The 22225-nt window shown below is 45.6% G+C and carries 21 protein-coding genes; 17 read left to right on the top strand and 4 right to left on the bottom strand.

Annotated elements, in window-relative coordinates:
- Positions 1-94 precede the first annotated feature (94 nt).
- From WG943_RS16495 to lpdA, 3 genes are all read left to right on the top strand, one after another.
- Positions 95-2851 carry a 2-oxoglutarate dehydrogenase E1 component gene (locus tag WG943_RS16495; protein ID WP_340410683.1) on the top strand — a complete coding sequence of 919 codons (2757 nt, stop codon included), beginning with the start codon at positions 95-97 and terminating at the stop codon, positions 2849-2851.
- 107 nt (positions 2852-2958) lie between these two features.
- Positions 2959-4527, top strand: a complete 1569-nt coding sequence (gene odhB, locus WG943_RS16490; protein WP_340410681.1) for a 2-oxoglutarate dehydrogenase complex dihydrolipoyllysine-residue succinyltransferase — start codon at positions 2959-2961, stop codon at positions 4525-4527.
- A gap of 175 nt (positions 4528-4702) precedes the next feature.
- Positions 4703-6106 (top strand): dihydrolipoyl dehydrogenase, encoded by a 1404-nt coding sequence (gene lpdA / locus WG943_RS16485; protein WP_340410680.1) that lies wholly within the window; start codon positions 4703-4705, stop codon positions 6104-6106.
- A gap of 96 nt (positions 6107-6202) precedes the next feature.
- Here lpdA and WG943_RS16480 read toward each other — a convergent pair whose 3' ends face one another.
- Positions 6203-7450, bottom strand: coding sequence for a hypothetical protein (locus WG943_RS16480; protein WP_340410678.1), 1248 nt, complete (start codon positions 7448-7450; stop codon positions 6203-6205).
- A 162-nt stretch (positions 7451-7612) separates the two neighbouring features.
- Positions 7613-8611 (bottom strand): S41 family peptidase, encoded by a 999-nt coding sequence (locus WG943_RS16475; protein WP_340410677.1) that lies wholly within the window; start codon positions 8609-8611, stop codon positions 7613-7615.
- A gap of 220 nt (positions 8612-8831) precedes the next feature.
- On the opposite strand from WG943_RS16475, the gene WG943_RS16470 reads away from it, so the two are divergent.
- From WG943_RS16470 to WG943_RS16435, 8 genes are all read left to right on the top strand, one after another.
- Complete coding sequence (locus WG943_RS16470) at positions 8832-9929, top strand: sensor histidine kinase (RefSeq protein ID WP_340410676.1); 1098 nt, start codon at positions 8832-8834, stop codon at positions 9927-9929.
- Between the two features lie 19 nt (positions 9930-9948).
- A complete protein-coding gene (locus WG943_RS16465; protein ID WP_340410674.1) occupies positions 9949-10710 on the top strand; it encodes a LytR/AlgR family response regulator transcription factor in 762 nt (253 codons plus the stop codon).
- Between the two features lie 242 nt (positions 10711-10952).
- Positions 10953-11804 (top strand): ABC transporter ATP-binding protein, encoded by an 852-nt coding sequence (locus WG943_RS16460; RefSeq protein ID WP_340410673.1) that lies wholly within the window; start codon positions 10953-10955, stop codon positions 11802-11804.
- Positions 11794-11997 (top strand): hypothetical protein, encoded by a 204-nt coding sequence (locus tag WG943_RS16455; RefSeq protein WP_340410672.1) that lies wholly within the window; start codon positions 11794-11796, stop codon positions 11995-11997. The genes WG943_RS16460 and WG943_RS16455 overlap by 11 nt, the downstream gene beginning before the upstream one ends.
- Positions 11998-12002: 5 nt before the next feature.
- Entirely contained in the window at positions 12003-12737 is a 735-nt protein-coding gene (locus WG943_RS16450) for a hypothetical protein (RefSeq protein ID WP_340410671.1), read from the top strand.
- A gap of 2 nt (positions 12738-12739) precedes the next feature.
- On the top strand, positions 12740-13111 hold the full coding sequence (locus tag WG943_RS16445; protein ID WP_340410670.1) for a GntR family transcriptional regulator: 372 nt from the start codon (positions 12740-12742) through the stop codon (positions 13109-13111).
- A 28-nt stretch (positions 13112-13139) separates the two neighbouring features.
- Positions 13140-13304, top strand: a complete 165-nt coding sequence (locus tag WG943_RS16440) for a hypothetical protein (protein ID WP_340410669.1) — start codon at positions 13140-13142, stop codon at positions 13302-13304.
- Between the two features lie 194 nt (positions 13305-13498).
- Entirely contained in the window at positions 13499-14293 is a 795-nt protein-coding gene (locus tag WG943_RS16435) for a pentapeptide repeat-containing protein (RefSeq protein ID WP_340410668.1), read from the top strand.
- 54 nt (positions 14294-14347) lie between these two features.
- On the opposite strand, the gene WG943_RS16430 is transcribed toward WG943_RS16435, so the two are convergent.
- On the bottom strand, positions 14348-14917 hold the full coding sequence (locus WG943_RS16430; RefSeq protein WP_340410666.1) for a hypothetical protein: 570 nt from the start codon (positions 14915-14917) through the stop codon (positions 14348-14350).
- Positions 14918-15233: 316 nt separating this feature from the next.
- Between WG943_RS16430 and WG943_RS16425 the strand changes: the two genes are divergently transcribed.
- The 4 genes from WG943_RS16425 to WG943_RS16410 all read left to right on the top strand — a co-directional run bounded on the left by WG943_RS16425 (position 15234) and on the right by WG943_RS16410 (position 19800).
- Positions 15234-15950, top strand: coding sequence for an ABC transporter ATP-binding protein (locus tag WG943_RS16425; protein ID WP_340410664.1), 717 nt, complete (start codon positions 15234-15236; stop codon positions 15948-15950).
- A gap of 95 nt (positions 15951-16045) precedes the next feature.
- On the top strand, positions 16046-17290 hold the full coding sequence (locus WG943_RS16420) for an ABC transporter permease (RefSeq protein WP_340410662.1): 1245 nt from the start codon (positions 16046-16048) through the stop codon (positions 17288-17290).
- Positions 17291-17429: 139 nt separating this feature from the next.
- Entirely contained in the window at positions 17430-18677 is a 1248-nt protein-coding gene (locus tag WG943_RS16415; protein ID WP_340410660.1) for an ABC transporter permease, read from the top strand.
- A gap of 28 nt (positions 18678-18705) precedes the next feature.
- A complete protein-coding gene (locus tag WG943_RS16410; protein WP_340410658.1) occupies positions 18706-19800 on the top strand; it encodes an efflux RND transporter periplasmic adaptor subunit in 1095 nt (364 codons plus the stop codon).
- Positions 19801-19859: 59 nt separating this feature from the next.
- Here WG943_RS16410 and WG943_RS16405 read toward each other — a convergent pair whose 3' ends face one another.
- Positions 19860-20450, bottom strand: coding sequence for a membrane-associated protein (locus WG943_RS16405; RefSeq protein WP_340410656.1), 591 nt, complete (start codon positions 20448-20450; stop codon positions 19860-19862).
- Positions 20451-20643: 193 nt separating this feature from the next.
- On the opposite strand from WG943_RS16405, the gene WG943_RS16400 reads away from it, so the two are divergent.
- Both WG943_RS16400 and WG943_RS16395 read left to right on the top strand, forming a co-directional pair.
- The gene (locus WG943_RS16400) at positions 20644-21609 is read left to right on the top strand and encodes a TIGR03885 family FMN-dependent LLM class oxidoreductase (protein ID WP_340410654.1); all 966 of its coding nucleotides are present in this window, start codon (positions 20644-20646) and stop codon (positions 21607-21609) included.
- 129 nt (positions 21610-21738) lie between these two features.
- The gene (locus WG943_RS16395; protein WP_340410653.1) at positions 21739-22221 is read left to right on the top strand and encodes a GNAT family N-acetyltransferase; all 483 of its coding nucleotides are present in this window, start codon (positions 21739-21741) and stop codon (positions 22219-22221) included.
- Positions 22222-22225: the final 4 nt, after the last annotated feature.

Raw genomic sequence — 22225 nt, 5'->3', positions numbered from 1 at the left:
TTTGATATTGAGGCATATTTGCTAATGCGAATACATGAAGTTTGTTTTTTGAATAATACTTCTAACTTTGCCTTTATACAAAGAGGTTAATCTTATGGATAAATATACTTACATCGCCAATGCGCATGGCGATTATATTGATGGGCTCTACAAGGCTTATCAGCAGGATCCGGAGTCTGTAGATGCCGGATGGCGTAAGTTTTTTGAAGGATTTGAGTTTGCTACTGCTTATGGCGAAAATGGTCATGAGTCTGCAGAAGGTATAGCTACTGCTCCGGTAAAAGGTGCAGTTGCAGCCGGTGAGTCTGAAAAAGAAGTGGCTGTTCGCAACTTAATTCACGCTTATCGTACGCGAGGCCACCTGCGCTCTAACACAAACCCTGTACGTGCGCGCAAAGACCGTAAAGCAAGACTTGACTTGGCTGATTTCGGATTAACGGACGCTGACTTAAACACGGTGTTTCAGGTAGGTGAGATCATTGGTATTGGGCCAGCTACGCTACGAGACATTGAAGCTGCGCTAAAGAAAATTTATACTGACTCTATCGGTTTTGAATACATGTACATCCGCGACCCGGAGGTGCTGGAGTGGTTCAAACAGAAGGTAGAGCGCGACTCTCTTAGTTTCAATCCAGGTATAGAATATAAAAAACGCATCCTGTCTAAGTTAAACGAGGCAGTTGTATTCGAGAACTTCCTGCACACGAAATTCTTAGGCCAGAAGCGCTTCTCTTTGGAGGGTGGCGAAACAACTATACCTGCCCTGGATGCTGCTATTGACAAGGCATCCGAGCTTGGCGTAGAAGAAGTAGTAATAGGTATGGCTCACCGCGGTCGCCTAAACGTACTTGCCAATATCATGGGCAAAACCTATGAGCAAATTTTCTCTGAGTTTGAGGGCACAGCCGTTCCGGACCTGACTATGGGTGACGGTGATGTGAAATACCATATGGGTTACTCTTCTGAAGTAGTAACGCCATCAGGCAAAAAAGTAAATCTGAAGCTAGCCCCGAACCCATCGCACCTAGAGGCGGTTAACCCGGTAGTAGAAGGTTTTGTGCGTGCTAAAATTGACTGCATGTACAGTAAAGATGCCGATAAAGTATTGCCTATACTTATACATGGCGATGCTGCCGTTGCTGGCCAGGGCATAGTATATGAAGTTACCCAGATGGCAAATCTGGATGGTTACAATACAGGCGGTACAATTCACTTTGTTATCAACAACCAGGTTGGATTTACTACCGATTTTGAGGACGCTCGTTCATCCATTTACTCTACGGATGTTGCCAAAATAATAGATGCACCAGTACTGCACGTAAACGGTGACGATCCGGAGGCTGTAGTGTTCGCTATGCGTATGGCTATGGAGTACCGTCAGCGCTACAATAACGACATCTTTATCGACATGGTGTGCTACCGTCGTCATGGCCATAACGAATCTGACGAGCCTAAATTCACACAGCCACAGCTATACAACCTGATTTCGAAACATGCCAACCCACGCGAAGTATATAACAAGCAGTTGATTTCTCGTGGTGAGATTGATGCGGAATTGGCGAAAAGTATGGATAAAGAATTCCGTAGCCTGCTGCAAGACCGCCTGGACATGGTGAAGCAGAAGCCGTTGCCATACAACTACCAGCAGATGGAGAAGGAGTGGCAGTCGCTTCGCCGCTCTAAGCCAGAAGACTTTAACCAGTCGCCGGAAACAGGAATTTCTGCAGAAGCAATTGAAACAGTTGGTAAGGCTTTAACTACTTTGCCGCAAGGTTTTAAACCGCTGAAGCAAATCGAGAAGCTGATTAAAGAGCGTAAAGAAATGTTCTTTGAAACGAAGCAGCTGAACTGGGCCGCCGGTGAGTTACTTGCTTATGGTTCTGTATTGCTGGATGGTAAATTAGTTCGCTTCTCTGGCCAGGATGTGCAGCGCGGTACATTTTCGCACCGCCATGCCGTACTACACGATGCAGTTACAAGCGCAGCCTACAACAACCTAAACCATATGGCAGAGGGCCAGGGATCTTTCGAGATCTACAACTCGCTGCTTTCGGAGTATGGCGTATTAGGTTTTGAGTTTGGCTATGCTATGGCTAACCCAAATGCGTTGGTAATTTGGGAGGCTCAGTTTGGTGACTTTGCCAACGGTGCGCAGGTAATGATCGATCAGTTTATCTCTTCTACTGAATCTAAGTGGCAGCGCATGAACGGTTTGGTAATGCTGTTGCCGCACGGTTACGAAGGCCAAGGGCCGGAGCACTCTAATGCTCGTCCTGAGCGTTTCCTGCAGCTATCAGCGGAGAATAACATGTTTGTTACTTATATTACTACACCTGCCAACTTGTTCCACTTTATGCGTCGTCAGTTGGCGTTGCCGTTCCGCAAGCCTGCTGTAAATATGTCGCCAAAGTCGTTGCTGCGCCACCCGGCTGTAGTTTCTCCGATAGAGGACTTTACAAATGGCAGCTTCAGAGAAGTGATTGGCGATACGTATGCTTCGGCTAAGTCGGTTAAGAAAGTGCTGCTGTGCTCAGGCAAAGTATACTTCGACCTGTTGGAAGAGCAGCAGAAGAATAAGCGTAAAGATGTAGCTATCATCCGTATGGAGCAGCTGGCGCCTTTCCCGAAAGTGCAGTTAGAAGCTGAGCTTAAAAAGTATAAGAACGCTAAAGTATTCTGGGTACAGGAAGAACCAGAGAATATGGGTGCCTGGATGTACATCCTGCGCATTATGCGAAACAGCATTGAAGATGTAGTAGCACGTAAAGCAAGTGCATCGCCGGCAACTGGTTATCTTAAAATACACGCAAAAGAGCAGCAGGAGCTGATAGATAGAGCGTTTTCAATTTAACTAAGAATAATGAGTGATGGGTTACGAATAGTTGTATTCAGCTATATTAGCTTATCACTCATATTCATTCGTAATTCATAATTTGTAATTCATAATTCTAATAAGATATGAGCTTAGAAGTTAAAGTGCCTGCCGTAGGTGAATCGATCACCGAGGTAACCATAGCCCAATGGCTAAAGAAAGACGGCGACCGAGTGGAGATGGATGAGGTGATTGCGGAACTGGAATCTGACAAGGCCACATTCGAACTGCCAGCCGAAGCCGCAGGCATTTTACGCATTGTAGCACAGGAAGGCGATACCATTGAAGTTGGTGCTGTTATCTGTAAAATAGAGCAAAACGGTGCTGCGCCATCGGCTCCGGCTGCTCCAGCTGCTGAGGCGGCTGCACCTGCTGCACAAGAGCCTGCTCCAAAGGCTGCAACTGGTGGTGCCGGCGAGGCCGTAGAAATGAAAGTACCCACTGTAGGCGAATCTATCTCTGAAGTAACGATTGCAAGCTGGTTGAAAAACGATGGTGACCACGTAGAGATGGACGAGGTTATTGCTGAACTGGAGTCTGATAAAGCAACATTTGAGTTGCCGGCTGAGGCTGCAGGAACATTGCAGATTGTAGCGCAGGAAGGAGATACAGTAGAGATCGGAGGCTTACTTTGCAAGATAGTACCGGGTGCAGGTGCTGCCAAGGCTAACGCACAGGCAAATGCCAAGCAGGAAGCCTCAAACCAGGCTGTTGCTTCGCAGCCAGCTGCAGCACCATCAGGTGCTCAAACTTATGCTTCTGGCACACCATCTCCGGCTGCTGGTAAAATCCTTGCAGAGAAAGGCATCAATGCTGCTGATGTGCAGGGCTCAGGCCGTGATGGGCGTATCACGAAAGAAGATGCGCAGAACGCGCAGGCAAGACCTGCTGCACAGCCAGCCGCCGCTGCTCCGGCTGCCAAGCAAGAGGCTGAGGCCCCTGCCGCTACCGGCGACAGAAATCAGCGCCGTGAAAAAATGAGCTCGCTGCGTAAAACTGTTGCCCGCCGCCTGGTGCAGGTTAAAAATGAAACGGCTATGCTTACTACCTTCAATGAGGTAGACATGAAGCCGATTATGGACATCCGTGCCAAGTATAAAGACAAGTTCAAAGAGGTGCATGAGGTAGGCTTAGGCTTTATGTCGTTCTTCACAAAAGCTTGTACAGTTGCCCTAAAAGAATGGCCTGCTGTAAACGCACAAATTGATGGCAACGAGATGGTGTTCAGCGACTTTGTGGATGTGTCAATCGCTGTTTCTTCTCCGAAAGGCCTTGTAGTGCCGGTTATTCGTAATGCGGAAAGCTTGACCCTGGATGGCATTGAGAAAGAAGTTATCCGTTTAGCTAAAAAAGCACGTGACGGTAAACTTTCAATTGAAGAGATGACAGGTGGCACCTTCACGATCACTAACGGTGGTGTGTTCGGTTCTATGATGTCTACTCCGATCATAAACGCGCCGCAGTCGGCCATACTTGGTATGCACAACATTGTGCAGCGCCCTGTAGCTGTAAACGGACAAGTGGAGATTCGCCCAATGATGTACCTGGCACTTTCTTACGACCACCGCATCATCGACGGACGTGAGTCTGTAAGCTTCTTGGTTAGAGTAAAAGAGCTGCTGGAGGATCCGATGCGCTTATTGCTTGGAGTTTAATATATCCAGATAAGAAGAGGAGGGGTAAGCGAAGAAGTTTGCTCCTCCTTTTTATTAAATCCACCCCTAACCCCTCCGAGGAGGGGAGTTGGGTACTGCAGAGAAATGTGGGTCTAATTGCAGATAAATCAAATACAAAATAGAGAGCATAGCTTTCCTCAAAGTATAAAACACAATGAAATACGACGTTACTGTAATCGGTTCTGGTCCTGGTGGCTATGTGGCAGCGATCCGTTGCGCGCAACTGGGCCTGAAAACCGCTATCATAGAAAAGTATAACGTGCTGGGCGGTACCTGCTTAAACGTAGGCTGTATCCCATCAAAAGCATTACTGGATTCTTCTGAGCACTTCCACAACGCGGCGCATACATTTACCACGCACGGCATCGAGCTGGAGAATTTGCAGGTGAACATCCAGCAGATGATTAAACGTAAGGCAGAAGTGGTGAAGTCGAACAACGACGGTATTGCTTTCTTGATGAAGAAGAACAAAATTGATACCTACTACGGCTTGGGTTCTTTCGTGAACAAGAACACGATCAAGATTGCTGGTGTAGATGGTAACGAGCAGCAGATCGAGACAGATAAAACGATCATCGCTACAGGTTCTAAGCCAACAGCACTGCCGTTCCTGCCAATTGATAAGAAGCGCATTATCACATCTACTGAGGCTTTATCATTAACAGAGGTTCCTAAAAACCTGATCGTAATTGGTGGCGGTGTGATTGGTCTGGAACTAGGTTCTGTGTATGCGCGCTTAGGTGCTAAAGTACAAGTGATTGAGTACATGGATGCCATTATCCCGACCATGGACCGTGCGCTGGGTAAAGAGCTGCAGCGTGTGCTGAAGAAAGCGCTTGGCTTCGAGTTCTTCATGAGCCACAAAGTAACAGGAGCGACTAACGAAGGCGATACAGTAAAAGTAACTGCTGAGAATCCGAAGGGCGAAGCAGTTACGTTTGAAGGTGATTACGTGCTGGTATCTGTTGGTCGTAAACCATACACCGAAGGCCTTGGTTTAGAGAACGCAGGTGTGCAAATGGGTGAGCGCGGTATGATTGCCGTAAACGACCACCTAGAAACAAACGTGCCGGGTATTTACGCCATTGGTGACGTAGTGCGTGGCGCCATGCTGGCACACAAAGCTGAAGAAGAAGGTGTGCTGGTGGCAGAGCAGATTGTAGGTCAGAAGCCGCACATTAACTATAACCTGATACCTGGTGTAGTTTATACTTGGCCGGAAGTGGCTGGTGTTGGCTTTACTGAGGAGCAACTAAAAGAGCAGGGCAGAGCTTATAAATCTGGTTCGTTCCCGTTCAAAGCATCTGGTCGTGCCAAAGCATCCATGGATACCGACGGTTTTGTAAAGGTATTGGCTGACAAGAATACAGATGAAATTCTGGGCGTGCACATGATCGGGCCTCGTGCTGCTGATATGATTGCAGAGGCTGTAGTTGCAATGGAGTTCCGTGCATCGGCAGAAGATATTTCTCGTATGAGCCATGCACACCCAACCTATACCGAAGCCATGAAAGAGGCTTGCCTGGCAGCTACAGAAAACCGCGCGCTGCACATCTAAGCAAAGTATAGAAGTATAAAGTATAAAAGCGCCACTCTGCAAAGGGTGGCGCTTTTTGTTTGTGTCTGTTAAAGTATGGCTGGGTTATACTTTAAATTACCTGTTGTAGGGGTACTCGTTTATCCAGTTAAAGCCCCGGTTCACTAACCTGAACTTGTTGTGGTCGATCTTCTTGAGGTGAATATTAACGGTGTCGTTGTTCAGTTTGCCGTGCAAGTTCAGTGTGGTACTGTCGGGGATGTGGTAGCTAAAGTCGCCTATACTTCCCTTGGAGGTAGACCATAGAAACGTACTGCCAGCTGGGTTTAGCGTGATGCTGTAATTTCGGATGGAGTCGTTCATTGCTTTTATGGTTACGTACCGTTCGTTGCTCACGATAAAGGTGTTCCAGCGGATGCTGTCGGTGGTAAGCGGTGGCAGTACTTCGCCGTTCATCTCAAAAGAATCTACTTTGTAGATACCGTAAATAGCAGGCCTAGAAGATGTGTCTCCATAGTATTTCTTCAGCTGCATTTTGCCGTAAACGCCCCCAAAAAGGCAGACGCCTATTATCAGTACTTTCAGGGCGATGCGTGTTATCCGCATCCACTTCCGCTGAAAGGGCGGCGGTGTTACAGTTGCAGGTACTGGTTTGTTCAGGAAGAAGAGCCTGATTAACCTTGGTATATCCGGAAGCGCTACAAAAACTGCCATCAGAAGCAGGTGGCTGGAGAAGAGTTTTACAGGAATATCAAAAAAGAAGTTAAGTGCCACAATATTTGCCAGCACAGCAATAGAAAGCAAGGCACCAAAAGTAGTCGTTCTTCTAAAAAGCAGGAAAAAGCCTCCTAAAGCCTCTGCTATGCCCGTAAAAAGGTTATACCCCGTAGAGTAGCCCATAAATGTCCAGACTAAACCCATAGGCGACGCATCCCCTATAGGCTGCACCAGGCGCTGCAGGTACGGGAACTGGAACTGCGTCTGAAAGATCTTTGCAAAGCCGTAGCTAATCATGGACATAGCAAGATAGTAGCGCACCAGCACCAGCAGCCAGTAAAGCAGTCTATCGTAATGCAACCGCTTGCGGTCAATAAGTGTCCAAGTTATACTTCCGGCTGTGGCTAATAGCGCCACTCCAAGCAACTGCACATAATTGTAGGTGGTGTCGCCGCTGCCATTAGGCTTTATTGTGATTGGGTTGCTAAGGTGCAGCACATGCTCGGCTAAGAAGTTTACCATGCCATCCCACAGGAAGTTGGCAAAAGTGGTAGGCGCCATGTACAGCAGCAGGTACAAACCAAAGAAGCGAAACACAAGCTTTTCAAATTGGCTCCAGCGGTTGATGGCAGGCAGTTCTGTTTCCATGTATCGTAAGGGCTAAAAGGTGGGTAAAGCGTTAGACAAACCTACTTATATTACTTGTAACGCGTAGTTCATTTAATAAATATATGAAAACTGCTATAAAGTATAAAGCTTCTATGTTGCGCTCTATACTTTATAGCAGTTTTGCTTCTGCCCGGCGAATGGTTACTTCCTCGGCTTTTCGATATGTTTGATGGCAGCGTTTAAGTATAAATAGTGATCAGTTATAGCATTCTTGGTAAGGGTTATGTTGATGTCAGGATTTACTTTTCCGCCATAAATTTTACCGTTACGGTCTGCTGCTTTTGAGTTAGTCAGATTTAACCACGCTCCGTCAGTCAATTCTTTTGGGCTGTTGCCGGTGGTAAGGCCTAGCGTTAGAGTTCCTATAAGTTTAGTGTGTTTTCTGCCTGTAAAGCAAATAGCTGTCATTTCTCCGGAGCTGGCTGTTTTGCTGCTTATTAGTATTGCCACAGGTAAGTCGTTTTTCTTTAATGTATAGGGGTTTTTGATGAAGTGCTCAGTGCTGTCTATCAAGCCGATAATCATCCCGTTTTTATAGTTGGCAAATTCTATTCTGTCATCAGCATCGGCCCAGCCAATTGATTTGCCTTCTCCTAAAACGGGCATTAGTCCAGCAATAGTGGGCTCCAGGTTGCCGCCCTGGTTTAGGCACAGGTCTATTATCCAGCCTTTAGGGTTTTGTGCGTCCAATATCCTGATCACGCTCTGAATGGAATCAACAAAAGTAAGCTGGTCTTTGTTAGAAATAGCCGAGAAACCCGGAATGGTGAGTAACGCGTACTTACCATCTACCATGTTTCCGGTTGGCATTGGCATTTTGGCTGCCGCAGCGCTTTCATAGCCCATTTCTTTTAAAGCATTGATCACTTCAGGTTCATAAAGCTTGCTGTGACCGTCTTTCAAACTTGCTAGTGCTTTCTTAATAGCTGGATAGGTGTCTCTTATAGTTTTAGCGTCTTTTGCTTCTTCTAGGGTTTGTGCATACAGCGTTCCCCAATCTATTTTATACTTGTTGATGGAGTTCTGTTTCATAATATCCAGCGCCTGCACGATATAGGTTTTCACAGAATCTGGCACTGCTTGGGCAAAAGATATCTGAGCTGCAAGTACAAAGGCGATAACTAAGAGAGACTTTCTCATGGGTTTATGTTTTGCGTCTGTTGTATAATTGATTGATGCAAACATAAAAGCTCCGGAGCAGGCACAGCGAGTGTAATACACCAACTGGCTATTTTAGTTGACCAACACCTTTTGCCATACTTTAAGGAGTTGCTACACCGGGTGCGGCGGTTGGTAAATTATAATGCAGAGTTTATGGATTTAATAAAGTATAATCCGGGTGATTCCTCTATTTTTAAGGATGCATAAAAAGAAGATCATCCTGTTCCACGTTCTGTTCTGGTTCTTCGATTTTTTCAAAGACGCCGTTTACGGGTTTCAGTACTACTACTTTTATGAGAGCCAATACACGCTGGAGTCGCTTTACAAGACCACAGCCATAGACTTTATGCGAACCCTGCTGACGGCGGCGCTCTTTTATGCCAACGCCAGCGTGCTGGTGCCGCGTTTGTTTAGCAAAGGTAAGTATGTGTTGTATGTGATAAGTGTACTTGCGTTGGTGGTAGCTTTTACGCCTGTGCATTACCTCCTGGAAACCATCCTGCTCAAGTACTTCAGTTGGTCTACCTACGGGCGTGAGATAACCATGATCTGGATCTTTCAGAGTGTACTGCGTGGAAGCATCATGTATATTCTGCTGGGGATTGCTTACGGTTATGTGGTTGATTACTTTAAAACGCAGGAAGAGAAGAAGCAGCTGGAGCAGGCAAAGCTTACTACAGAGCTGGCTTTTCTGCGCTCCCAAATCAACCCACACTTCCTGTTCAATACCATCAACGACATCTATTCCCTAACTTATCAGAAGTCTGACCTGGCACCGGATGCTTTGCTAAAGCTGTCGGGTTTGCTGCGCTACATGCTTCGCGAAAGTGAGCAGCAGCAGGTGCTGTTAAAAAAGGAAGTAGATTACCTGCAGGATGTAGTGGAACTGCAGCGCATTGGCCTGAAAGGAAATGCATTTATTGATCTAACTGCCGAAGGAAGTATAGAAGGCAAGCTCATCGCTCCGCTTATGTTGATTTCGTTTGTGGAAAATGCCTTCAAACATGGTGTGTGTACTGACCCGGTGGACCCGGTAAGTATAGGCTTGCGCGTAGAGGAGCACACGTTATACTTTACTGTCTTCAACAAAAAGAATAAAGACCAGAAAGATAAAACTGGCGGCATCGGCCTTACAAATGTGCGACGCAGGCTAGAGTTGCTTTACCCTGAAAAGTATACATTAGACATCACAGAAGATGAACAAACATACCTTGTAGAACTGTCCCTGCAGCTGGGTAAAACTATAACTGGCGCTGCCAAGCCAACAAGTATAAAAACGGTTCTCGCAGAAGTATAAACGCAATTGCACTAACCTCATGAAAACAATACGCTGCCTTGTAGTAGACGATAAGCCGTTGGCTCTGGACATCCTAACAGATTATATCAGGAAAATAGACTTCCTGGAGTTTGTGGCCAGCACCACCAGCGCCCTTGAGGCTCTTAAACTGGTAGAGCAGGAAAGTATAGACCTGCTTTTCCTGGACATACAGATGCCGGAACTGACGGGGATACAGGTAATGAAGATACTGGGCGATAAGTGCCGGGTTATACTTACAACTGCCTATACCGAATATGCTTTGGAGGGGTACGAACATAACGTAGTAGATTATCTGCTAAAACCCATTGCCTTCGACCGGTTTTACAAAGCAGCGCAAAAAGCAAAGCAGGCATTTGAGTTGCGGCAGGCGGCAACTACAGTACCAGCTGCTGAGGCACCTGCCCTAGAAAGGCAAGCAGAAACAGCAAGTACCGCGCGCGATATCATCTTCATTAAATCAGAGCACAGGATTGTGAAGCTGCGGTTAGATGACATACTGTATGTGGAGGGGCTGCAGAACTATGTCTCGATCTACACAAAAACAGAGCGCATCCTTTCGCTGAAAAATATAAAGAAGATGGAGGAGCTGTTGCCGAAGCAGCAGTTTGTGCGCGTGCATAAGTCTTACATCATTTCGCTGGACAAAATAGATGCTATAGAGCGTAGCCGCATTTTTATCTGTGAGGCCGTGATACCTGTCGGGGAGACTTACAAAGATAATTTTATGAGCGTGTTAGGACAGGTTAACACACCTGGCTAGTACACCTGATACAGCTGCTATTTAATTTTAAACTATACTTTGCCACCTGTTTAACTCACATATATGTTATACAGGTGGCTTATACTTTAAGAGTATAAAGAGCAGTTTTTCAGTAAGTTGAAGCTATTAAGTAGCACTGCACATACCTAATCAAAATTATTTTTCAAAAATGTTTGCGAATCTGAAAACCTTCTTTACCTTTGTAGTGTACTAGACAACTAATACACTAGCAAAATAAAACTATGATAAAAATTTCTAACATCGACTTCAGGTACAAAAAGAACAAACCGCTGTTCGAGAACCTGAACCTGACCTTGCAGCCGGGCTTTATTTATGGCCTGTTGGGTAAGAACGGTGCTGGTAAATCGTCGTTGCTGAAGATTATTACCGGTATGCTTTACCCAAATAGCGGCGAGTGCAAGGTTTTTGGCTACGATGCCTCCGCACGTAAGCCTGCCCTGCTTCAGGATATTTACCTGGTGCCGGAGGAGTTTAACCTTCCTGCCATCAGCATGGCTACTTATGTAAAAACTACTGCGGTGTTCTACGACAAGTTCAGCCACAACCAATTAAACGCCTACCTCGCTGAGTTTGAACTTACTGACGATGCTAAACTATCAACGCTGTCTTATGGCCAGAAAAAGAAATTTCTGATCGCGTTTGGCCTGGCTACGAATGCAAGGTTACTTGTGCTCGACGAACCTACCAATGGCTTGGACATCCCGAGCAAGAGTCAATTTAGAAAGATTATGGCCTCTGCCCTAGATGAGGAAAAGATCATCATTATCTCTACGCACCAGGTACGCGACCTCGAAAACTTGATCGATACAATTGTAGTGCTGGAGAACGGCAAGATTATCTTTAACCACAGCATTGCCGCTATCTCTGAGAGGTTAGCCTTTGAGTACAACCTGAATGGCCTACCAGCCGACGAAATTATTTATGCCGAAGAGCTGCATGGCAGAAAAGCCGGTATCGTGAGAAACATATCGGGTATGGATGGCCGTGTGGATATGGAGCTGCTGTTTAACGGCATTGTTAAAGACGCAGGCAGAGTAAATGAGCATTTCGCAGACTATAAGTATGAACTATAATCTTACAATCAAAAGAGCAGCTGCTCCCGCAAAATTTAACCTAAACCTGCACTCGTTGGGGGTTATGGTAGCCGCGCTGGGTTGTGCTTTTATGGTAGACGCAACTGATATAGATTATACCTATCCTTTGCAATTGTTTTTAGAAGGCTTCGTGACAGAAGCAAGTATGATAACCGACATTAGTACAAGATAAAACTTATGAACGCAGAATTTAACTTAACAAGACTTGGCTACTTTATCAGGCGGCAATTGTTCCTGAACGTAAACGCCATGTGGATAGCCATAGCGGCAGTAGTAGGTGTGCTGCTGGTAATATCCGGCCTAACGGCATATATCAATCCTACAAAGATCAATAGCCTGGTGCCACTATACCTGGTGGTGCTGTTTGTGGGCGGATATGTATTTACAAGCAAGATATTCAGCGAGCTGCACTCGCCGCAAAAGAGCTATGCATTTTTAACGCTGCCTGTATCAACTGCAGAAAAGCTTATCGGTGCCTGGGTAATTGCCGCGCCTTTATACTTGCTTACCGCTTTGCTAGGAGCATTTATACTAATGCTGGTTAGTGCCCTGATAGCTGGTCAGCCAGCAAATTTACCAAGCATTACGGATACAAGTTTAATCAGACTAATAGGCCTTTTCCTCGTTACACAAACTGTCTTTTTCCTAGGTGCTGTGGCCTTTAAAGGTAACAACTTCCTGAAGACGCTGCTGGCCTTGTTTATCTACGCGGTGGTTACTTTTGGATACACAGGATTGCTAGGATACTTACTATTCGGAAATAGAGCTGTGTTTCAAGAAAACGAAGTGGTGTCCTTTGAGGGTGCAGTGAAGTTTTTCACAGATCAGTTACTACCTTTCCTGTTCTGGTTTGCTCTTCCTGTGTTTTTGATGGTAGTTTCATTTTTTAAATTAAAAGAGAGGCAGGTGTAGTTATGGAATTTAAAGAGAACCAAGCAATATACTTACAGATTGCGAACCGTTTTTTCGAAAACATCCTCCGCAAAGAGTGGGGCGCAGGCGATAAGATACCATCTATCAGAGACATGGCAGTAGAGTTTGAAGTAAACCCGAACACAACGATGAGAACATTTAATTACCTGCAGGATAAAGGTGTGATCTTCAACAAGCGCGGAGTAGGCTATTTTCTGGCAGATGATGGTTTTGAGAGAACCATCGCGCTAAAAAAAGAACAGTTTCTGGAGGAGGAGCTACCGGTTTTCCTAAAAACGATGAGGCTGTTGGGTCTATCGCTGGAAGACTTAAAAAAGTATGAAGGCAAGTATAACGGTGCTAGTATAAATTAATAAGGTCATCACTAAAAAAGATATTGACATGAAAACGAGTAATAAATTACTGCTGGGCCTGTTTGCTTTCATTCTGCTAAGTATAACCGCCCTACTTGTAACAGTTGATCAGTATGTGGTGGATAAGTCGGCAACGGTAATACCAATGGAGGCGCCTGCACCACCACCTGCTCCGCAGGCGCCTAGCAGGTAAACCTGTAATAAGTTTAGCTAGTGAGTAAAAGCGAGGGCCGCTCCGGTGGCCCTCGCTTTTATTTTTAAGCCGTTTGCAGGCAATAAAATCAACCTGTGCTAAAAATATTCTGCAGTCAGGTGCAACCTTCACAATAAATAGCTCATCCTTTAGGCAGAATCTAAACAACAAACAATAAAATCATAAGGAGAGTCATGATGAGAAATTTACAGATCCTGCTGGTGTTGCTGATGCTGCCGTTGGCAACGTGGGCCCAAACAAAAGTAAGCGCATCCGAAATTATAGCTAAGATAAACCGTGGCGAGGCTGTGTCTTATAAAAATGCTGAGATTACCGGCGACCTGGACCTAACGAGGCTGAAGAACATGAAGCTTAAAAACCAGAAAGGCGACAGTAAGTACAGCACAAAAGAGTACATTAGTACAGTAACCGCGCCGCTTACCTTCATAAACTGCACCTTTAACGGAGATGTGTTAGCTTACTTTAACCCGGATAGTGGCACCAATATGGTAAAGTCCAGCAACGAGCTATACAACACTAATTTTGAGCAGGATGTGCGTTTTGAAGGATGCGTTTTTGAGGAGGCAAGTGCATTTAAATACTCAGAGTTTGAAGGAGGAGCTTCTTTTATCGGAACCCGCTTTAGTGAAGAGGCGCTGTTTAAGTACAGTAAATTCAGGAAGGCTGTTAATTTTAGTAGTGCCACTTTCCGCAACGATGCTAACTTTAAGTATGTGACTTTTCCGGTAAGGGTAAACTTTACAGGTGCGACATTCGGTGGTGAGGCCAACTTTAAGTACGCAAAATTTGACGAGGGCGTAAACTTTCAGAAAGCAACCTTTGATGGCACAGCCAACTTTAAGTACGCTAAAATCTCAGACAGCTTTAATATTAAAGGCGCAGATTTTAATGGCGGCGACGACTTTAAGTATACCAAACTTAACAACAGGCAAGTATCACTGACAACACTACTGGAAATGAACCGGTAACAAAGAAAAAATCATAGCTAGAGAAGCGCCGCCTGCTAAAGGGTGGCGCTTTTTTTATGCTTGCTGCTGTAGCAGGTGTAAAAATTTGCCAATGCCTTCTTGTTTGCTAACCCACTTTACCGGCGATAGCCCCAGCCATTCTGCCCTCACTTTATTGATGGTTCCGATACCTGCTGCAGGCAAGCCAAGTTGAGCGGAGGCAATTAAAGTGGCAATGGCGGTTTTTAGAGCAGTTGCTTTTACACGGGTAGTATGGGCTGTATACCTTGCCGGGTGCAAGTGCACATTCCTGTTCTCTACAACTCCCCAACGCAGCACCCAATCTGTGCAATCAGATAAAGTGATGCAACGGTAACCGGAGTTTCCGGCCAGCAAATATTCTTTAAATGCTGCCGGGCTTAACAAACCATGTTGCTGTAAATAACCGATTGTTTCTCTAGAGATCTGCTCTGGGCTTAGCGGACCAAAGTATAAATCCAGTTGCGATGTGCCGAGTGTAAGCAGGTCTTCTTGGAGTTCGGCTGGGCTTATAAATTTGTTTGCCTGGATATAGGCAAGTATAAAACCCATGTGGTGCTTAAATGGGTGCAGAAGTATAGGCTCGGGTAAGTCAGGAGAAAACATAATTGACCTTACGAAGGAGTTGATTGTTTATGCTGCTTTTGTAGTTTATACTTTTCCTGTTAAAAAAAATAATTTTACCAGCAGGCAACTTAGCACTTATTACTTGCATCTTTAGTTATTAAAGAAGCTTGAGGTATATAAGTTCTTGATCCAACTGATAGTCATAAGCTTAAACCTGTTGGTAGATAAAGCTTTGCTATCTGTAGATACTTTTTAGATACAAGTATAAAATAAAGCTATAAGTGTTTGTTGTACAGTACTTTGTATTACAAACTACCGTAAATTGTTAGTATGGCTTCCGATTTTTCTCTATACTATGATACAGTTAAGTAATATTCATAAATACTATGCAGTTGGGCAAAATAAGTTGCATGTACTTAAGGGTATAGACATGCATGTGCGCGAAGGGGAGTTTGTATCAATTATGGGATCTTCGGGCTCTGGCAAATCAACGCTGCTCAACATACTTGGTATATTAGATGATTACGACCAGGGCGAGTATATGCTGGCCGGAACATCTATCAAAAACTTATCTGCCACTAAGGCAGCTTATTACCGCAATAAATTCCTAGGTTTCGTTTTTCAGTCGTTCAACCTGCTGTCTTTTAAAAATGCGATGGAAAACGTGGCCTTACCTTTATACTACCAGAAAGTTGGCCGCAAAGAGCGTAATAAACTGGCATTAGAGTACCTCGACAGAGTAGGCCTGAAAGACTGGGCAGAACACTCTCCTAACGAGATGTCTGGTGGGCAGCGGCAGCGGGTAGCTATTGCCCGTGCCTTAATCTCGAAGCCTAAACTTATACTTGCCGACGAGCCGACAGGAGCCCTCGATACCCAAACATCTTACGAAGTGATGGATATCTTTAAAGAGGTTAATCACCAAGGCATGACCGTAGTGATCGTGACGCACGAAAACGACATTGCTGCTCAAACGCACCGCATCATCAGGTTAAAAGACGGCTTAATTGTAAACGACGACCACGGAATTTTGCAGGCTGCTGAAGCTGAAAGAGAGGTCTTGAATAAATGACTAAGTGAATTTATACTTCATTTATCACGGCCTCTACTCCAGGATAACTTATAAAGTATAAACGGCATTAACAACCAGCAATTAACAATCAATAGATGTTCGACTTAGACAAATGGCAGGAGATACTTGGTACAATGCAGAAAAATAAGCTGCGTACCTTCCTGACAGCCTTCGGGGTGTTCTGGGGCATTTTTATGCTGGTGTTGTTGCTAGGTGCCGGCAAAGGTCTTGAAAATGGCGTTGTCAATCGCTTTGGGCATGGTGCCAAGAACAGTATCTACATCTGGAGCGGTAAAACAGCTCTGGCACACGAAGGTATGAGCCCTGGCCGTGAAATTAAGCTTACTAACCAGGACCTGCAAGCCATAGACCGCCAGGTAGCCGACCTAAACATGATGGCCCCGCGCAACCGGGTAATGGGAGAGTATACCATCAATTATAAAAAGCAGAACGGCTCTTTTCAGGTGTTTGGCGCAGAACCGGACTTTTTAACCATGAACGGAGAGATTGCAGGCCGTGGGCGTGTGCTGAACGAGTACGATGAACGAGAAAAACGCAAAGTGGTGGTATTGGGCGAGCAGGCGGCAAAGGTGCTGTTTGCGGAGCAGAACCCTGTGGGAGAATATGTGAACATCCGGGGCATCTACTTTAAAGTAGTAGGTACTTTTAAAGCAGGAGGCAACAACAGCGCCCGCCGCGAAGAACGGGCCTATATACCATTCTCAACGCTGCAGAGCACTTTTAACCAGCCCAACCAGGTGCAGATGATGATCCTGACAGCAAAGGATGGGGTGCCTGCCGAAGAGATGGAAGCAAAGTTGAAAGCTATACTTGCACAGCGCCATAAGTTTTCTGAGAACGACGATATGGCCCTTGGCATTGAGAACACAGAAGCAGAGTTTAAAAAGGTGACGGGGCTTTTTAACGGCATCCGCGTGTTTGTTTGGATTGTGGGTATCGGTACTTTAATTGCGGGTATCGTGGGCGTGAGCAACATTATGCTGATAATTGTAAAAGAGCGCACCCGTGAGATCGGTGTGCGAAAAGCCTTAGGTGCCACGCCTTTTTCTATTGTGAGCCTCATACTTCAGGAGTCGGTGGTGATAACGGCGCTTTCCGGGTACATGGGTTTGCTGGCTGGTACAGGCTTGCTGGCTTTACTGGAGTATGCTATGGTGTCGTCGGGGGCGGAAATGCCATTTTTTGCTAATCCTGAAGTAGATCCCGGGATGGCGCTTTCTGCAACGGCGGTGCTGGTAATTAGCGGTGCCTTGGCAGGTTTAATGCCAGCTTTGAAGGCTGCCAGAATTAAACCAATAGAGGCGCTCAGGGCGGATTAAGCTGATTGCGGATTGTTAATTGTTGAAAGTTTTCGATTAGGATTAGCAACCGAACAGCATGAGCAACATTAGTATCAGATAAATAAATAATAGCTAGGGTAACATACATAACAAGCAACAATAAACAACCAGCAATTAAATGATAGACATCGATAAATGGACCGAGATTTACAACACTGTAAAGAAGCACAAGCTTCGTACAGCGTTGACGGCCTTTGGCGTGTTCTGGGGCATCTTTATGCTGGTTGTGCTGTTGGGTGCCGGCAAAGGACTGGAAAACGGTATTACGAGTGAGTTTAACATTGCCAAGAATGCTGTTTTTATATGGACACAGCGCACCAGTGTGCCTTATATGGGGCTGAAAGCGGGCCGTTTTATACAGATGACAAATGATGATGTGGATGCCATTCGTGCCAACATTCCTGAGGTGGCAGTAATAGCCCCAAGCAACCAGTTGCGCGGTGACTTCTCGGTAAACTATGGTACCAAAAGTGCTGCCTTTACAGTGGACGGCGAAACACCAGACCTGCTGCACGTAAAGCCGATCAAAATTAAGGCGGGCAGGTTTTTAAACGAAAAAGACACAAAAGAACGTCGTAAAGTAGCCATTGTTGGGCCCAGAACCTTAGAGCTGCTTTTTAAAGACGAAGACCCAATTGGGAAGTATATCCGCATCAAAGGCAGCTATTTTTTAGTGGTGGGTTCTTTTGAGCCAGTTGGTAAAGGCGAAGACATTGTAGAGGATTCAAAAATCATTTACATCCCAAACACTACGCTGCAGCAGACATTTAATCAGCCGAACCAGGTAGGCTTTATGGCACTCACGCCAAAGCCAGGAGTACCGGCAGCGGTAATAGAAGAGAAAGTAAAAGCGCTGCTGATGAAGCGCCACAACGTAGCACCGGAGGATCTGAAAGCTTTTGGCTCTGCTAACATCGAGAAGGAGTACCAGGATGTTCAGGGCTTGTTTTTAGGCATAGCAGGCTTTAGTTGGCTGGTAAGTATAGGCACCATCTTCGCGGGTATTATCGGGGTGGGCAACATCATGCTGATTGTAGTGAAAGAGCGTACCAAAGAGATTGGCGTACGAAAAGCACTTGGCGCTACACCTTGGTCCATCATCAGCCTGATCATACAGGAATCTGTTGTGATCACGGGCCTTGCCGGATACATTGGTTTACTTGGAGGTACAGGATTAATTGCAACTATTGAGTATTTCATGAAAAAGTATGATGTGCAGGCAGGCTTTTTTGGGGCTCCGGAGGTAAACTTAAGTATAGCAGTTGCGGCAACCGTACTACTAGTGCTAACTGGTGCCCTGGCCGGCTTGATACCCGCCACTAAGGCTGCGCGTGTAAACCCGGTGGTGGCTCTCCGGGACGAATAATGAATGAATAACAACGAATAACTAAAGTATGAAAAAGGTTTTTTTAGGCTTGTTTATCGTGGTGTTCCTAGGCCTTTCGGGGTGGCTAGGGTATTACTTCTACAACAAAGCAAACACCGACCCTGTGGTTTATAAAACCGAGGCGCCTTTCGAAACAGAAATTGTGAAAAAGACGGTTGCCACTGGCTCTATTGTGCCGCGTAAAGAGGTGCAGGTAAAGTCGCAGGTGTCGGGTACGGTAGAAGAGCTGTATGTAGAAGCAGGGCAGGTGGTAAAGCAGGGGCAGTTGCTGGCTAAAATTAAGATTGTGCCCAACATAGTAAGCGTGAATAACGCCGAAACGCAGTTGCAAACCGCCAAGTTAAATTTTGATGAGGCCAAACGTGAATTGACGCGTTACGAAAAACTGTACGAAGAGAAAGTGGTGGCAGAGCAGGAGTTTAGAAAGTATAAAGCCGACTATAACCTGAAACAGGAAGCATTGCAGGCAGCTGAGAATAACCTGCAGCTGGTGCGCGAAGGCTCGTCTCGGAAACGTGGGCAATCGTCTAACCTGGTGTACTCTACCATAGATGGCATGCTGCTGGATGTGCCGGTAAAAGTGGGAACATCCATTATAGAACGCAACAATTTTAACGAGGGCACTACTATTGCCACTGTAGCCGATATGCGCAGCCTTATTTTTGAGGGCAAAATAGATGAGTCGGAAGTAGGCAAGCTGAAAGAGAACATGGATTTGCTGCTAACCATCGGTGCTATTGAGAACCGTGTATTTAATGCCAAGCTGGAGTACATTGCGCCCAAAGGTGTGCTGGAAGAAGGTTCTATTAAGTTTCCGATACGTGCCAAGGTACTGCTAGATGAGAAAGACTTTATACGTGCAGGCTACAGCGCCAACGCCGACATCGTGCTAGATAAGCGCGACAAAGTACTTGCTATAAAAGAAAGCATGCTTAAGTTCGAAAAAGATCAGCCTTACGTGGAAGTGGAAACGGCGCCGCAGGTGTTTGAGAAGCGCGTCATCAAAACCGGTCTTTCGGATGGTATCAACATAGAAATCGTTTCGGGACTTGAGAAGAAGGAGAAGATTAAAGTACCGGATGCAAGCATTGCCACGATATAAGCAAACATATAGTTCTGTAGTATAAAAGCGGGCAAGTCCCGCTTTTATACTTTATAGCCTTAGTTAAAGATCCAGTTAAGTATAATGTGCGATGGCAGGTAAACAACAACCGGGAAGAAGAACAGCGAAAGTATAAAGTATAACAAAGGCGGTATCTTTTTCTGTGGATCATCACCAAAGCCAAACACCCAGTTGATGTTCTCTTTAGGCGGCGTTAAAAAGTAAGTAAGCAGCAGCACCACCCAGGCAAGTACCGTTTGCCAGTAAATAGCTCTGGTTTCATAGCCCCACTCTATCAGCAGCCAAATTACAATAGCCGGTAAAAACACATGGAAAAGCGACAAGCCGCGCAGGAACAGGTTCTTGTCCTTGTGAAACATGTAGTTGCTCAGCCCCAGCAGTTGTTTGCCTGTTAGTAAACGACCAAAGTAGTCTACACACCACACTAACTCCAGGCCTAGCACCCCGACAGCCATCATACTTAACAGCAGCTTATTTTCCGTCCAGAGCACAATGCACACCGAGAAAAGCGCCACATCCGAAAACCAAAGAAAATTGGCTGGTCCGTAGTGCCTCCAGTAAACAGGTATAAGTATCAGCAGAAATAAAGTATAGGCTATCGGCAGCCAAAGCGGAATGGTATCGCTCATACTTTTAAGGCTATGTATGTAAGGCTTTATACTTTAATGCGGAATAAAAAGATAGAACCTCTGCTGCTGTGCCTCCTTAATAAGCAAACTTGTGCGTAACGGTTACTTACAATGCTGCGTTTGCTCATGAAACACAGCTGAGCAAAGTATACCTAACTCCCGGGCTCGGCAGCTAAATAAGCTAAACAGAAGTATGGCACAGATAGGATATCATATATCGCATGAGCAATTTCCGCCCAGCGAACTACTAGAGTTGGCAAAAAAGGCAGAGGCAGCAGGCTTTCAGTTTTGTCTTTCCTCAGATCATTTTCACCCCTGGATGGAGAGTCAAGGCCAATCTGGTTTTGCCTGGTCGTGGTTGGGGGCTGCTATGGCGCAAACTTCTTTAAGTTTTGGAGTGGTAAACTGTCCTACTTTCCGGTACCATCCGGCCATTATAGCACAGGCTGCTGCCACACTAGATGAGATGTTTCCCGGCCGCTTCTGGATTGCACCAGGCAGCGGACAAGCATTGAATGAGGCTATTGTGAGCGAACACTGGCCTGAGAAAAGCATACGGAACAGCAGGCTCAAAGAGGCTGTAGAAATAATGCGTGATCTCTGGAATGGCGAAACCGTTACGCGCCACGAGTTAATAAAAGTAGAAAATGCCAAGCTCTATACCCGCCCCAAAACAAAAATAGCTGTAATAGGCGCGGCCATAACTCCAGAAACAGCTAGTTGGCTGGCAGGTTGGGCAGATGGTTTGATTACTGTTTCCAAGCCTATCGATAAACTAAAAGAAGTTATAAAAGCATGGCGCGATAACGGTGGCGAAGGCAAGCCCATGGTGCTAAAGGCGCAGCTTTCTTATGATAAAACGGAGGATGAAGCCCGTAGAGGAGCCCACGAACAATGGAAGAGCAATGTGTTTGGCAGCAGGCTGCAGAGTGAACTTAAAACGCCAAAAGATTTTGAGGAGGCCGCCAAGTTTGTTACACCTGACCAGATGGATGAAGCCGTGAACATCTCAAGCGATCCGCAGCGGCACATCGAGTGGCTGCAGGAGTATATAGATCTGGGCTTCGATAAGATTGATCTGCACAACGTGAACAGAAAGCAGGAGCAGTTTATAGAAGTGTTCGGCGAAAAAGTACTGCCCGCCTTAAGCAATAAGTAAAAGTATAGAATCCATTCCTGTTCAGGTCTCTGTTACCTTTTGGTGGCAGAGACCTGTGCTTTTGTAGCGGTTACATTTTGAGTAGACTAGTGCTTCGCTTAATTTTGCAGCACTCGCATTATACTTACAATGGCACAGCATTACAATACTCCGTCCGCAATCCAGATCGTAGACTTTAACCCTTTTTACGCAAAGGCTTTTTACGACCTCAACCACGAATGGATATCCAAATATTTTGTGATGGAAGATGCTGACAACAAATCTCTCTCAGACCCACAGGGCTATATCATCAGCAAGGGAGGTTATATATTAATTGCGCTGTTTAATGGAGAGCCGGTAGGCACCTGTGCTTTGATAAATGATGGCGAGGATGTATACGAACTGGCTAAAATGGCTGTAGCTCCCAAAATGCAAGGTATGAAGATCGGCAAAATGCTCGGAGAGGCTGCTATAGACAGAGCCAGCCGCGTAGGTGCAAAAATGGTGTACATAGTCTCGAACAGGCGCCTCGAAACTGCCTTAAACCTTTATAAGCGCCTCGGATTCATAGAGGTACCCATGCCGCCCAGCATCTATGAGCGCGCAGATATTAAGATGGAGCTTGTCTTATAGAAAT

Origin of the sequence: Pontibacter sp. H249, from assembly GCF_037892465.1 — a bacterium.
GTDB lineage: Bacteria > Bacteroidota > Bacteroidia > Cytophagales > Hymenobacteraceae > Pontibacter.
Note: the sequence above shows the minus strand (reverse complement) of the source record. Positions and strands in the feature narration are given on the sequence as shown.

Coding starts and splice junctions, on each gene's coding strand:
- WG943_RS16410 (WP_340410658.1), top strand. CDS start 18,706: ATGAAAAAGGTTTTTTTAGGCTTGTTTATCGTGGTGTTCCTAGGCCTT.
- lpdA (WP_340410680.1), top strand. CDS start 4,703: ATGAAATACGACGTTACTGTAATCGGTTCTGGTCCTGGTGGCTATGTG.
- WG943_RS16495 (WP_340410683.1), top strand. CDS start 95: ATGGATAAATATACTTACATCGCCAATGCGCATGGCGATTATATTGAT.
- WG943_RS16415 (WP_340410660.1), top strand. CDS start 17,430: ATGATAGACATCGATAAATGGACCGAGATTTACAACACTGTAAAGAAG.
- WG943_RS16430 (WP_340410666.1), bottom strand. CDS start 14,917: ATGTTTTCTCCTGACTTACCCGAGCCTATACTTCTGCACCCATTTAAG.
- WG943_RS16395 (WP_340410653.1), top strand. CDS start 21,739: ATGGCACAGCATTACAATACTCCGTCCGCAATCCAGATCGTAGACTTT.
- WG943_RS16465 (WP_340410674.1), top strand. CDS start 9,949: ATGAAAACAATACGCTGCCTTGTAGTAGACGATAAGCCGTTGGCTCTG.
- WG943_RS16460 (WP_340410673.1), top strand. CDS start 10,953: ATGATAAAAATTTCTAACATCGACTTCAGGTACAAAAAGAACAAACCG.
- WG943_RS16435 (WP_340410668.1), top strand. CDS start 13,499: ATGATGAGAAATTTACAGATCCTGCTGGTGTTGCTGATGCTGCCGTTG.
- WG943_RS16445 (WP_340410670.1), top strand. CDS start 12,740: ATGGAATTTAAAGAGAACCAAGCAATATACTTACAGATTGCGAACCGT.
- WG943_RS16420 (WP_340410662.1), top strand. CDS start 16,046: ATGTTCGACTTAGACAAATGGCAGGAGATACTTGGTACAATGCAGAAA.
- WG943_RS16405 (WP_340410656.1), bottom strand. CDS start 20,450: ATGAGCGATACCATTCCGCTTTGGCTGCCGATAGCCTATACTTTATTT.
- WG943_RS16450 (WP_340410671.1), top strand. CDS start 12,003: ATGAACGCAGAATTTAACTTAACAAGACTTGGCTACTTTATCAGGCGG.
- WG943_RS16440 (WP_340410669.1), top strand. CDS start 13,140: ATGAAAACGAGTAATAAATTACTGCTGGGCCTGTTTGCTTTCATTCTG.
- WG943_RS16400 (WP_340410654.1), top strand. CDS start 20,644: ATGGCACAGATAGGATATCATATATCGCATGAGCAATTTCCGCCCAGC.
- WG943_RS16475 (WP_340410677.1), bottom strand. CDS start 8,611: ATGAGAAAGTCTCTCTTAGTTATCGCCTTTGTACTTGCAGCTCAGATA.
- WG943_RS16455 (WP_340410672.1), top strand. CDS start 11,794: ATGAACTATAATCTTACAATCAAAAGAGCAGCTGCTCCCGCAAAATTT.
- WG943_RS16480 (WP_340410678.1), bottom strand. CDS start 7,450: ATGGAAACAGAACTGCCTGCCATCAACCGCTGGAGCCAATTTGAAAAG.
- WG943_RS16425 (WP_340410664.1), top strand. CDS start 15,234: ATGATACAGTTAAGTAATATTCATAAATACTATGCAGTTGGGCAAAAT.
- WG943_RS16470 (WP_340410676.1), top strand. CDS start 8,832: ATGCATAAAAAGAAGATCATCCTGTTCCACGTTCTGTTCTGGTTCTTC.
- odhB (WP_340410681.1), top strand. CDS start 2,959: ATGAGCTTAGAAGTTAAAGTGCCTGCCGTAGGTGAATCGATCACCGAG.